Source organism: Streptomyces sp. SID10853, assembly GCF_010548145.1.
Lineage (GTDB): Bacteria > Actinomycetota > Actinomycetes > Streptomycetales > Streptomycetaceae > Streptomyces.
Genome location: NZ_JAAGLN010000226.1, coordinates 1 through 11,458, shown reverse-complemented (window position 1 = coordinate 11,458; position 11,458 = coordinate 1). Strand labels below are relative to the sequence as shown.

General features: G+C 72.8%; 9 protein-coding genes. 5 read left to right on the top strand and 4 right to left on the bottom strand.

The window, feature by feature from the left end:
- Positions 1 to 470 precede the first annotated feature (470 nt).
- Both G3I19_RS29505 and G3I19_RS29500 read left to right on the top strand, forming a co-directional pair.
- Entirely contained in the window at positions 471 to 1,721 is a 1,251-nt protein-coding gene (locus G3I19_RS29505; protein WP_343235248.1) for an FAD-binding protein, read from the top strand.
- A gap of 110 nt (positions 1,722 to 1,831) precedes the next feature.
- Complete coding sequence (locus tag G3I19_RS29500) at positions 1,832 to 4,717, top strand: glycoside hydrolase family 2 TIM barrel-domain containing protein (protein ID WP_203600579.1); 2,886 nt, start codon at positions 1,832 to 1,834, stop codon at positions 4,715 to 4,717.
- Positions 4,718 to 4,781: 64 nt separating this feature from the next.
- Here the strand turns inward: G3I19_RS29500 and G3I19_RS29495 are convergent, their stop codons facing one another.
- Genes G3I19_RS29495 through tdh form a run of 3 tightly spaced genes read right to left on the bottom strand, consistent with a single transcriptional unit; the run spans position 4,782 to position 7,962 of the window.
- Positions 4,782 to 5,696 carry a LysR family transcriptional regulator gene (locus G3I19_RS29495; protein ID WP_164266776.1) on the bottom strand — a complete coding sequence of 305 codons (915 nt, stop codon included), beginning with the start codon at positions 5,694 to 5,696 and terminating at the stop codon, positions 4,782 to 4,784.
- On the bottom strand, positions 5,693 to 6,880 hold the full coding sequence (locus G3I19_RS29490; protein ID WP_164266775.1) for a glycine C-acetyltransferase: 1,188 nt from the start codon (positions 6,878 to 6,880) through the stop codon (positions 5,693 to 5,695). The genes G3I19_RS29495 and G3I19_RS29490 overlap by 4 nt, the downstream gene beginning before the upstream one ends.
- A 53-nt stretch (positions 6,881 to 6,933) precedes the next feature.
- Complete coding sequence (gene tdh, locus G3I19_RS29485; RefSeq protein WP_164266774.1) at positions 6,934 to 7,962, bottom strand: L-threonine 3-dehydrogenase; 1,029 nt, start codon at positions 7,960 to 7,962, stop codon at positions 6,934 to 6,936.
- Positions 7,963 to 8,237: 275 nt separating this feature from the next.
- Between tdh and G3I19_RS29480 the strand changes: the two genes are divergently transcribed.
- Positions 8,238 to 8,633 carry a ribonuclease gene (locus tag G3I19_RS29480; protein ID WP_164266773.1) on the top strand — a complete coding sequence of 132 codons (396 nt, stop codon included), beginning with the start codon at positions 8,238 to 8,240 and terminating at the stop codon, positions 8,631 to 8,633.
- Between the two features lie 20 nt (positions 8,634 to 8,653).
- Here G3I19_RS29480 and G3I19_RS29475 read toward each other — a convergent pair whose 3' ends face one another.
- Complete coding sequence (locus tag G3I19_RS29475) at positions 8,654 to 9,157, bottom strand: YchJ family protein (RefSeq protein ID WP_164266772.1); 504 nt, start codon at positions 9,155 to 9,157, stop codon at positions 8,654 to 8,656.
- A 142-nt stretch (positions 9,158 to 9,299) separates the two neighbouring features.
- Here G3I19_RS29475 and G3I19_RS29470 point away from each other — a divergent pair, with 142 nt between their 5' ends.
- Together G3I19_RS29470 and G3I19_RS29465 are read left to right on the top strand one after the other, a co-directional pair.
- Positions 9,300 to 10,232, top strand: coding sequence for a GNAT family N-acetyltransferase (locus G3I19_RS29470; RefSeq protein ID WP_164266771.1), 933 nt, complete (start codon positions 9,300 to 9,302; stop codon positions 10,230 to 10,232).
- 42 nt (positions 10,233 to 10,274) lie between these two features.
- Complete coding sequence (locus G3I19_RS29465; protein ID WP_164266770.1) at positions 10,275 to 11,327, top strand: DUF2804 domain-containing protein; 1,053 nt, start codon at positions 10,275 to 10,277, stop codon at positions 11,325 to 11,327.
- The last annotated feature ends 131 nt before the right edge of the window (positions 11,328 to 11,458 follow it).

Sequence of the window (11,458 nt, the reverse complement as noted above, 5' to 3'; positions counted from 1 at the left end):
CGGGCGGGCCGCCCGGTTGCTCGCCGGGGCGCTGCTGGTGTGCCTCTCGCTGTCGGCGGGCGGGGCGCTCGACGCGGCGACGGATCTGCACGGCGGTATCGAGGCGGCCCAGGCCGGGGCCGGCCACCACTGAGGGCATACGGCCACCCCCTGACGCGTAGGGCTGCCCTGACGGCGGCCGGCCACCCCATGACGCGTAGGGCTGCCCCTGACGCCGACCGGCCACCCCTGCCCCGTACGGCTGCGACTGACGGCGTACGGCCGCCCCTGCCCCATACCGCTGCCGCCTCCGCGGACGCCTGCCACTGACCCGCAAGCCCACCACCGCCCCGTACGCCTACCACTGACCCGCACGGCACCACTGCCCCGCACAGCCACCACCGCCCCACACTGAACGGCTGCACCGGGCACACGCCCCCGCGCAATGCCCCGCCCAACCCCCCTGCTGTGCCGCCCGACCTGCGATTAACATCCCGGGCATGTTGACGAACTGGGCGGGGAACATCGCCTTCACGGCACAGCGCATCGACCGGCCCACCACCCTCGACGGGCTGCGCCGGCTCGTCGCCCGCTCCGCCCGGGTGCGCGTACTGGGCAGCGGCCACTCGTTCAACACCCTCGCGGACACCGACGGCACGCTGGTCTCGGTGGCCGGGCTGCCCCCGGAGATCGAGGTGGACCGGGCCGCGTCGACCGTCCGGGTCGCGGCGGGCGTACGGTACGCCGAGCTGGCCCAGGAGTTGCACGCGCACGGGTTCGCCCTGCCCAACATGGCCTCGCTCCCGCACATCTCCGTGGCGGGTTCGGTGGCCACCGGCACCCATGGGTCGGGGGCCGCGCTCGGCTCGCTGGCCACCGCGGTCAGGGAGCTCGAACTGGTCACCGCCGACGGCGAGCTGCGGACACTCGGCCGCGACCGGGACGGCGAGCGCTTCGCCGGTTCGGTGGTCTCGCTGGGCGCACTCGGCGCTGTCACCTCGCTCACCCTCGATCTGGTGCCCGCCTTCGAACTGGCGCAGCGGGTCCGCACCGGGCTGCCGCTGTCGGTCCTGGACGAGCACTTCGAAGCGGTGACATCGGCCGCGTACAGCGTGAGTCTCTTCACCGACTGGCGCGGTCCGCGCTTCGGGCAGGTGTGGCTCAAGTACGCGGCGGGCCACGAGCCGCGGTTCCCCTGGGCGCCCGAAGCGACGGGCCCGGTGCACCCCGTAGCGGGAATGCCGCCCGTGCACTGCACCGAGCAGCAGGGGGTGCCGGGGCCGTGGCACGAGCGGCTGCCGCACTTCCGGGCCGAGTTCACGCCGAGTTCGGGCGAGGAGATCCAGTCGGAGTATCTGGTGGACCGGCGCCACGGGCTCGCCGCGCTGCACGCCGTCGACGCGGTCCGGGACGTGCTCGCCCCGCTGCTGCAGGTCTGCGAGGTACGGACAATGGCCGCCGACGACCTGTGGCTGAGCCCGGCCTACGGCCGTGACACGGTCGGGCTGCACTTCACCTGGGTGAAGGACACCGCGGCCGTACTGCCGGTGCTGGGGCTGCTCGAAGAGCGGCTTGCGCCGTTCGCCGCGCGTCCGCACTGGGGGAAGCTGTCCACCGTCCCCGCCGGGCGGCTGGCCGCGCTCTATCCGAGGCTGGCGGACTTCCGCGGCCTGGTCGGGGAGTTCGACCCGCGGTCCAAGTTCACCAACGCCTTCCTGGCGCCGCTGCTGGGCGACGTCTGAACAACGCGGGCCCGGTGGCGGCGCGTTGACGCGCGACGGCCGGGAGACCACCACAGCGAGGAGAGCCTGCACCGATGAACACCCAGACGAACACCCCGACGAGCGCCCCGATGGGCACCCCGCCGACCGCCCCCGTGAGCACCCCGACAAGCACCCCGTACTACGAGGACGTGTCCCCCGGCAGCGGCGCCCTGCCGGCCCGCGCCCGGTACGCGCGCTCCGATGCCATGACGCTGTCACTGAACGGGAAGTGGCGCTTCCGGCTCTCGCCGACGGCCGGCGCCGCCGACACCTCGTTCACCGCCGAGGGGTACGACGCCGGCGGCTGGGACGAGGTGGCGGTCCCCGGCCACTGGGTCCTCCAGGGGCACGGCGCGCCGATCTACACCAACCACCTCTATCCGTTCCCGGTCGACCCGCCGCGCGTACCGACCCACAACCCGACCGCCGACCATCTGCGCACCTTCGACCTGCCGCCGGGGTGGCAGCAGTCCGGCGACGCGGTGCTGCGGTTCGACGGGGTCGAGTCGTGCGCCCGGGTCTGGCTGAACGGCACGGAGCTGGGCGAGTTCAAGGGCAGCAGGCTGCCCCACGAGTTCGCGGTGGGCGCGCTGCTGCGGCCCGGCGGCAATGTGCTGGCGGTCCGCGTCCACCAGTGGTCGTCCGGTTCGTATCTGGAGGACCAGGACCAGTGGTGGCTGCCGGGCATCTTCCGCGACGTCACCCTGCTGCACCGCCCGGAGGGCGCCGCCGGGGACTTCTTCGTACACGCCGCCTACGACCACAGGACCGGCCGGGGGACCCTGCGGGTGGACAGCGCGGTGCCGGGCCGGGTGACCGTACCGGAGCTGGGTATCGACCTCGCGGCCGGTGCCGAGGTGTCGGTGCCGGTCGAGCCGTGGACCGCGGAGACCCCGCGGCTGTACGACGGTGAACTGACCACGGCGGGAGAGCGGGTGGCGCTGCGCATCGGCTTCCGCACGGTCCGGGTCGAGAACGGTGTCATCGAGGTCAACGGGCGGCGGATCCTCTTCCGCGGGGTGAACCGCCACGAGTTCCACCCGGACACCGGCCGGACGCTTGACCTGGAGACCATGCGGGCCGATGTGACGCTGATGAAGCAGCACAACATCAACGCCGTACGCACCAGCCACTATCCGCCGCACCCCGACTTCCTCGGGCTCTGCGACGAGCTGGGGCTCTGGGTCGTCGACGAATGCGACCTGGAGACCCACGGCTTCACCGAGCAGGACTGGCGGGACAATCCGGTCGACGACGAGCGCTGGACCCCGGCGCTCATCGACCGGGCCGCCCGCATGGTGGAACGCGACAAGAACCACCCCTCGGTCATCGTCTGGTCGCTGGGCAACGAGTGCGGGACCGGCCGCGGCCTCTCCGCGATGGCCGGCTGGATCCGGCAGCGCGACCCGGACCGTCTCCTCCACTACGAGGGCGACCCGTCCTGCGCGGACACCGACATGTACTCCCGGATGTACGCCTCGCACGCCGAGGTCGCCGCCATCGGCAGGGGCGAGGACGGCGGCCCGCCGCGGCGGCGCCAACTCCCCTTCGTGCTCTGCGAGTACGGGCACGCCATGGGCAACGGCCCCGGTGGCCTCACCGAGTACCAGCAGCTCTTCGAGGCGCACCGGCGCAACCAGGGCGGCTTCGTCTGGGAGTGGATCGACCACGGGCTGACCCACCCGGTGCTCGGCTACGCCTACGGCGGTGACTTCGGCGAGGAACTGCACGACGCCAACTTCGTCTGCGACGGGCTGCTCTTCCCCGACCGCACCCCGTCCCCGGCGCTCGCCGAGTACAAGAAGGTCATCGAGCCGGTCGGTATCGACGCCGGCGGGACGGCGGGAACCGTCCGCGTCCTCAACCGCTACGACTTCACCACTCTCTCGCACCTCCTCTTCGAGTGGTCGTACGAGGCGGCGGGCGAGACCCTGGGCAGCGGCGTCCTGGACGTACCGCAGCTGGCACCCGGTGAGCGGGCCGATGTGCCGCTCCCGGCCCCGCCGGACACCGGCCAGGGCACCGCCGAAAGCCACTGGACGGTACGGGCTCTGCTCGCCGACGGCACCCGCCACGAGGTGGCCTGGGCACAGCTGCCCGCCGCGCCCGGACAGCGGGCCGCCGCGCCCGTACGGGAGAGCAGCGGCCCGCGCCGCGCCGGGGAGCTGATCACCCTCGGTCCGGCGGCCTTCGACGCGCGCACCGGGGAGCTGCGGGCCGTCGGGGACACCGCTGTGCGGGACCTGCGGCTGGACGTCTGGCGGGCGCCGACGGACAACGACAACGGCGCGGACCCGGTGACCGGCGCCCGCCACGGGCAGCTCTGGCGCGAACTCGGCCTGCACCGGATGCAGCACCGTCTGGACGCCGTGGAGCTGTCCGGCACCGCGCTGACGGTACGGACCAGGGTGGCGCCCGCGGCCCGGGACGCCGGGCTGGTCACGGTGTACCGCTGGACCAGTGACGGAGCCCGGCTGCGGCTCACGGTGTCCGTCACCCCCGAGGGCGCGTGGGCGGTGCCGCTCCCCCGGCTCGGTGTCCGTTTCGCGCTGCCGGACGGCGCTGACTCGGCCGTGTGGTGCGGCGGCGGCCCGGGCGAGGCGTATCCGGACACCCGGGCCGCGTCCAGGCTCGGCCGGTGGGAGTCGTCGGTGGACGCGCTCCAGACGCCGTATGTGCGCCCACAGGAGAACGGTGCCAGGGCGGACGTCAGGTGGGCCGCGATCGGGGGCGTGCGGGTGGCGGGCGACCCGGAGTTCTGGTTCACGGCGCGCCGCTGGACGACCGAGCAGCTGGACGCGGCCGAGCACCGCACGGATCTGCGCCCGGCCGACCGGGAGGTCTGGGTGAACCTCGACCACGCCCAGCACGGCGTCGGCTCGCAGTCCTGCGGGCCCGGCGTCCTTCCGCAACACCAGCTCCACCCGGTTCCGGCCGAGTTCGGCTTCGTCTTCACGGAGGAGCCGAAGCTCTGAGACGGGCTGCCCGAGCCCCTGAGCGAGGGGTCCCGGCCGCGCACCCGACCCGGTGTGCGGCCGGTCAGCCGGTGGTCACCCCCGCCGCCGCGGCGACGAGCGCGTCGAGCAGCGGCCGGAACAGCGGGTGGCTCTCGGCACCACGGCGTACGGCGGCGAACACCCTGCGGGTCGCGGCCGGGCCCTCCACCGGGCGGACCACCGTGTCCTTCAGCTCCATCCCGCGCAGCGCCGAGCGCGGCACCAGCGCGACCCCCGCACCCGCGCCGGCCAGCGCGACGACGGCCCTGAAGTCGTCCGACGAGTGCACCAGGCGGGGCTCGAACCCGGCACGTTCACAGGCGAGCAGCACCACGTCGTGGCAGGGGTTGCCCGGATAGGGGCCGATCCACTCCCGGTCGGCCAGCTCGGCGAGTGTGACGTGCGGGCCCTGGCCGAGCGGGTCGCACGCGGGGAGCACGGCGTCGAAGGGCTCGGCGTACAGCGGCACCCTGGCGAGCCTGCGGTCGTCCGCGCGGGGCGCGCCGCGGTACTCGACGGCCAGCGCCAGATCGGCCTCCCCGTCCAGGACGAGGGTGAGGCTCTCGTCCCCCTCGGAGTCCCTGACCCTGACCCGGATGCCGGGGCTGCGCTCGGCGAGGGTGCGGACGGCCGGTGCGAGCACTTCGGCGATGCCGGTCGCGAAGGCGGCGACGGTCACCTCGCCGGACGCGCCGCCCGCGTAGGCGGCCAGCTCGGCCTCGGCCCGTTCCAGCTGGGCGAGGACGGCGTGCGCGTGGGTGAGCAGGATCTCACCGGCGGCCGTCAGCCGGACCCCGCGGCCGCTGCGGGTCAGCAGTGCGTGCCCGGTCTCCTGCTCAAGAGCGGCGAGCTGCTGGGAGACGGCCGAAGGGGTCAGATACAGCGCTGCGGCCGCGGCGGTCACCGTACGGTGGTCCGCCACGGCCCGCAGAATGCGCAGGCGGCGGGGGTCGATCACCCTGCCATTGTCGCCCGTGCGTCGATGAACGCCGCCACGGCCCGCTCCACGTCGGCGGTGGAGTGCGCGGCCGACAGCTGGACCCTGATGCGCGCCTTGCCCATCGGGACCACCGGGTAGGAGAAGCCGATCACATAGACCCCGCGCTCCAGGAGCAGCTCGGCCATCCGGCCCGCCTCGGCCGCGTCGCCGATCATCACCGGGGCGATGGCGTGGTCGCCGGGGAGGATCTCGAAGCCGGCGTCGGTCATCTTCGTACGGAACAGCCGGGTGTTGGCGTCGAGGCGCTCCCGCAGCTCACCGGCGGACTCGATCAGGTCGAGGACCTTCAGCGAGGCGGCGGCGATCACCGGGGCCAGCGAGTTCGAGAAGAGGTACGGGCGGGAGCGCTGGCGCAGCAGGGCGACGATCTCGGCGCGGGCGGCGACGTAACCGCCGGACGCCCCGCCGAGCGCCTTGCCGAGGGTGCCGGTGATGATGTCGACCCGGTCCATCACTCCGTGCAGCTCCGGGGTGCCGCGGCCGCCAGCGCCGACGAAGCCGACGGCGTGCGAGTCGTCGACCATGACCATCGCCTCGTAGCGGTCGGCAAGATCGCAGATCTCGGCGAGCGGGGCGACGTACCCGTCCATGGAGAACACCCCGTCGGTCACGATCAGCCGGCGGCGGGCCCCGCCGTCGGCCGCGGCCTTGAGCTGCTGCTCCAGGTCGGCGAGGTCACGGTTGGCGTAGCGGAAGCGGCGGGCCTTGGAGAGGCGGATGCCGTCGATGATGGACGCGTGGTTGAGGGCGTCGGAGATGACCGCGTCCTCGGGGCCGAGCAGCGTCTCGAAGACGCCGCCGTTGGCGTCGAAGCAGGAGGAGTAGAGGATCGTGTCCTCCTGGCCGAGGAAGTCCGACAGGCGCTGTTCCAGCTGCTTGTGGACGTCCTGGGTGCCGCAGATGAAGCGGACGGAGGCCATGCCGTAGCCCCAGCGGTCCAACGCGTCCTTGGCGGCTGCGACCACGTCGGGGTGGTCGGCGAGGCCCAGGTAGTTGTTGGCGCAGAAGTTCAGGACCTCGCCCGACGCGACGCCGACGGCGGCGCTCTGCGGGGTGGAGATGACGCGCTCGGGCTTGAAGAGACCGGCTTCGGTGATCTCGTCGAGGGTGGCGCGCAGACCGTCGCGGACGGACTCGTACATCAGGGTGCTCCTTGTGGTGTTCGGGTCAGGAGGTCCGGGTCAAGAGGTCCGGGTCAGGCCGTCCAGTCGAGAATGATCTTGCCGCAGTGGCCGCCGGCGGCCTCGTCGAAGGCGGCGTCGAAGTCCTGGTAGGCGTACTTGCCGGTGATCACGGGCGAGAGGTCGAGGCCGCCTTCGAGCAGCACCGTCATCGCGTACCAGGTCTCGAACATCTCCCGGCCGTAGATGCCCTTGACGGTGATCATCGAGGTGACGATCTTCGCCCAGTCGACGGCGAACTCCTCGGCGGGCAGCCCCAGCATGGCGATACGGCCGCCGTGGGTCATGTTGTCCACCATGTCGCGCATGGCCTCGGGCCGGCCGGACATCTCCAGGCCGATGTCGAAGCCCTCCTTGAGGCCCAGGCTGCGCTGCGCCTCGGCGATGCCGCTCTCGGCGACATTGAGCGCGAGGGTGGCTCCGGCCTTGCGGGCCAGGTCGAGGCGGTAGGGGCTGACATCGGTGATCACGACATTGCGCGCTCCGGCGTGCTTCGCCACGGCCGCCGCCATGATGCCGATCGGGCCCGCGCCGGTGATCAGCACGTCCTCGCCGACCAGCGGGAAGGAGAGCGCGGTGTGGACGGCGTTGCCGAACGGGTCGAAGATCGCCGCGACATCGAGGTCGACCTTGGTGCGGTGCACCCAGACGTTCGACGCGGGCAGCACCACGTACTCGGCGAACGCGCCGTCGCGCCCCACGCCGAGGCCCACCGTGGAGCGGCACAGGTGGCGGCGGCCCGCGAGACAGTTGCGGCACTTGCCGCAGACCAGGTGGCCCTCGCCGCTGACCAGGTCACCGACGGCGATGTCGGCGACATCGGCGCCGACGCCGGCGACCTCGCCGACGAACTCGTGGCCCAGGATCAGCGGTGTCCCGACGGCCTGCTGCGCCCAGCCGTCCCAGGAGCGGATGTGCAGGTCGGTGCCGCAGATCCCGGTGCGCGCCACCTTGATCAGTACGTCGCCGGGGCCCGCCTCGGGCTCGGGGACGTCCAGGAGCCACAGCCCGGGCTCGGCATGCTGCTTGACAAGGGCCTTCATCGCGGCGGCTCCAGGCGTGACGGTGGCGTTCGGTTCGGTGGGCAGGCCACCAATCTGCCGAGCCGCGGCCCGCCAAGTCCATCGAGGATTTCTTAAGCGGGGCCACAGCGGAGCTTCACGCGCCCCCTCGGACGCTCCCCTGAATCACACGGCGGCCGGCCGGTGCGCGCGCATAGGGTGAAAGTTCGGTAGAGGTCAATTGCCTCCGGGTAAAGCGGAAGTGACGGTTCATCACCCCTCTTCCGCTGGGCTCCCGGCGCCCTCATCCTGGACCCATGCGAATCACTCTACGCGCGTTGCGCACCCGTGCTGCCGCCGTCGGCATCGCCACCGCGATCGTCGTCACGCCTACCGTGTTCCTCGCGACCGAAGCCCATGCCTCCGTGAGCGGCACCATCTGCTATGGCGCCCTCCCGTCCCAGGCCCACGACACGCTGGACCTCATCAAGACCAACGGTCCGTTCCCCTACTCCCAGGACGGCGTCGTCTTCCAGAACCGGGAAGGCGTCCTGCCCTCGCAGTCCACCGGCTACTACCACGAGTACACGGTGAAGACCCCGGGCAGCTCGACCCGTGGGGCCCGGCGCATCATCACCGGCGAGAAGACCGCCGAGGACTACTACACCGCCGACCACTACGTCACCTTCAAGCAGGTCGACTTCGGCTGCTGACCGGGCTGCCGGCCGCAGGCTCACCCCTGCGTGCCACCGGCACCGCCACTGCCACCGCCACGACTGCCGCTGTCGTCCGGCCCGTCGACGGCTCCGTCCACGTACACCCAGGCGCCCTCGTACCGCTCGAACCGGCTGTGCTCGCACAGCTCACCGGGCTTCCCCCGGCTGGTGAAGTGGGCGCGGAAGGTGACGGTGCCGGTGGTGTGGAAGGCGGTGCCCCCGGTGGTCGCCAGGATCTCCAGGCGCCCCCACCGCTGCCCCGCGTCGAGGTCGACGCGGGGCGGCCTTGTCCCCGGGTGCCAGCTGCGCAGCAGATACGCGGTGTCCCCGACGGCGAACGCGCTGAACCTGGACCTCATCAGCGCCTCGGCGGTGGGGGCCGCCGCCTGTCCGCTGTGGAAGCGGCCGCAGCACTGGCCGTACGGGGCGGGAAGACCACAGGGGCAGGGCGAGTCCGCGGCCGGCGGCCGGGTCCGCTGCGTCTGCCGGGGTTTCTGGGGCCGGGGGGTACGTCGGGACATGGCCAGCATTCTGCCCGCCCCCGGTACCCGGCCGCGCCGGGGCTCCCGTACCGGCCGATATCCGCTTGCCGCGGGTGCGGCCCGCTGACTACGTTCACCGGGCCTTCGCACCATAACCGTCCGCCCCGGCCCTGGAGTTGCCTTGTCCCTCCGCCTCACCCCGCTGACCGATCCGGCCGGCGGCGCGTCGAGCCGCCGACTGGTCTGGCTGGCGTCCGACGCGGACGGCAACCCCGTCGGCTCGTTGTTCCTGCGGCTGTTCAGCAAGCCGGGTCAGGACCACCTCGGCGAGCTGGAACTCCAGGTGCACCCGGCCGCGCGGCGCAGGGGGACGGGATCGCGGCTGCTCGAAGCCGCTGTGGACGCCGCCCGGCAGGACGGCCGCAGCACCGTCGTCGCCCAGGCCGGGGCCGGTTCCGCCGGGGCGGTGTTCCTGGCGGGCCGGGGCTTCCGTGAGGTCCTGGGCCTCACCTTCGCCCGGCTCGACCTCGCCGGGACCGACCTGACCGCCCCGGCCGGCGCCGCCGCCCCGGACCGGACCGGCTACCGGCTGCTGGCCTGGGACGGGACCGTCCCCGACGAGCTGGCCGACACGTTCGCGGCGGCCCACCGCGCGATGGACGACATGCCGATGGGCGACACGGACCACGGCACCGTGGTCTGGGACGCGGACCGGGTCCGGGAGGCCGCCGCGGCCGTACGCGAGCGGGGCGATCTGCTGTACACGGTGGCGGCGGTGGACGAGTCGGACGGCTCGATCGCCGGGTTCACCGAGCTGGTCGTCCCCGGCGACGGGACGGGCGACGCCCAGCACTACGGCACCGGTGTGCTGCCAGGTCACCGCGGGCGCGGACTCGCGTACTGGATGAAGGCCGAGTCGATCCGCCGCACCCGCGAACGCCATCCGCTGCTCGGCGGGCTGCTCACCGACACCGCGGACGACAACCTGCCCATGCGGGCCGTCAACGACGCCCTGGGCTACACACCGACCCACCGGACGATCGAGTACCAGCTCGACCTGGACGGGAGCGGTGCGGGACACGCCGGACAGGAGAACAGGCCGGTGCCCGCCTGAACGGGCATGTGCGCCGTCCGAAGTCAGCTATAGGCTCCGGCCATGGCGACGCACGAGCAGGAGATCACCGAGCCCGTCGACCTCTGCCGGCCCGACGGCACCCTGAATCCGGCAGCGCTCGGCTGGTCCCGTACCCCGCTGCACCGCGCGAATCTGCGCGGCTGGGGCCGGACCAAGCGCTGGGAGCACTGGTGCGTGACAACGCCCACCCATCTGGTGGCGCTGACCGTCAGCGACCTGGACTTCCTCGCGCTGAACACGGTGTATCTGCTGGAATACGGGCCGCAGGGGCGGGAGTTCGAGTGCACGTCGCTCGTTCCGGGCGGCTTCGGCGTACGCCTCCCGGACACGGTCGCCGGGTCTCCGGGCGCCGACGAGGTCGTGGTCGGCCCCGCCCGCCCGTCCGGCGGGAAAGTACGTATCGAAATCCGTGACGAGACATCAGGCACCCGGTTGCGCGCGCGCTGTCTGACACCGGCCAGGCTGCCGCTGGAGGTCGACCTCCTGGTCGGCCGGCCGGAGGGGCACGAGTCGCTGTCCGTCGTCGTGCCGTGGAGCGAGCGGCGCTTCCAGTACACGTCGAAGCACACCGCGCTGCCGGCCGCCGGACGGGTCCGGATCGGTGCCGGGACCCTGGAGTTCGGCGGTGACGAGGCGGCGTGGGCCGTCCTGGACCACGGCCGCGGACGCTGGCCGCGTACGGTCGACTGGAACTGGGGCGCAGCGTCCGGCCGCACGGACGGGCACACGGTGGGCCTCCAGTTCGGCGGGCGCTGGACGGCGGGGACCGGGTCCACCGAGAACGGCCTCTGCGTGGACGGCCGGCTCACGAAGATCGGCGAGGAGCTGGACTGGCGCTGGTCCACTTCGGACCCGCTGGCCCCCTGGACGGTCCGTACGCCCTCGTCCGGCCAGGTGGACCTGACGTTCACGCCGTTCCACAACCGGTCCGCCCACACGGACGTCGGCCTGATCGCCAACCGCACCGACCAGCGCTTCGGTCACTACGACGGCCGGATCCGGACCGACGACGGTACCGCGATCGCGGTGGAACGCCTGCTGGGCTGGGCCGAGGATGTCCACATGCGCTGGTGATCGCCCCGGCCCTCGGTCACCGGCCCCGAAGACGATCGGCAACGAGCTGGACACACAGCCGTCACCAGCGCGGGACGAGCAGAGCGGTTCCGGCACCCGGCAGCCCCTGCGCCGCCCGGAGCCGGCCGCTG